At 61.4% G+C, this 233-nt stretch carries 1 protein-coding gene; it reads right to left on the bottom strand.

What is annotated here, in order from left to right; all coding sequences use genetic code 11:
- Positions 1–233: extracellular solute-binding protein (locus KVT37_RS33075; RefSeq protein WP_217579110.1), on the bottom strand; the 233-nt coding region annotated here is incomplete at both ends.

Here is a 233-nt window from a genome sequence, read left to right as displayed (position 1 = left end):
GCCTTTGCGAGTCGCCGACGACCAGATCGTAGGCGTCGTCATGAGCGTTGAACCCGGTGAAGGCCTTGGTCTGGAAATCAGGCCATGGCGTCGTCTGTACCGTGACCTTCACGCCGGTCTCGGCCGTGTAATCATTGTCGAGTTCCTGCAGATAGTTCGCCGGATCCCATTCCGCCCAGAAGATGGGGAGTTCCTTGTCCTGCGCGCGGACGGATGTCCCGCAGGCAAGCGCC

The sequence above is a fragment of the Mesorhizobium sp. GbtcB19 genome, assembly GCF_019091085.1.
In the GTDB taxonomy this organism is placed as follows: Bacteria; Pseudomonadota; Alphaproteobacteria; order Rhizobiales; family Rhizobiaceae; genus Mesorhizobium.
Note: the sequence above shows the minus strand (reverse complement) of the source record. Positions and strands in the feature narration are given on the sequence as shown.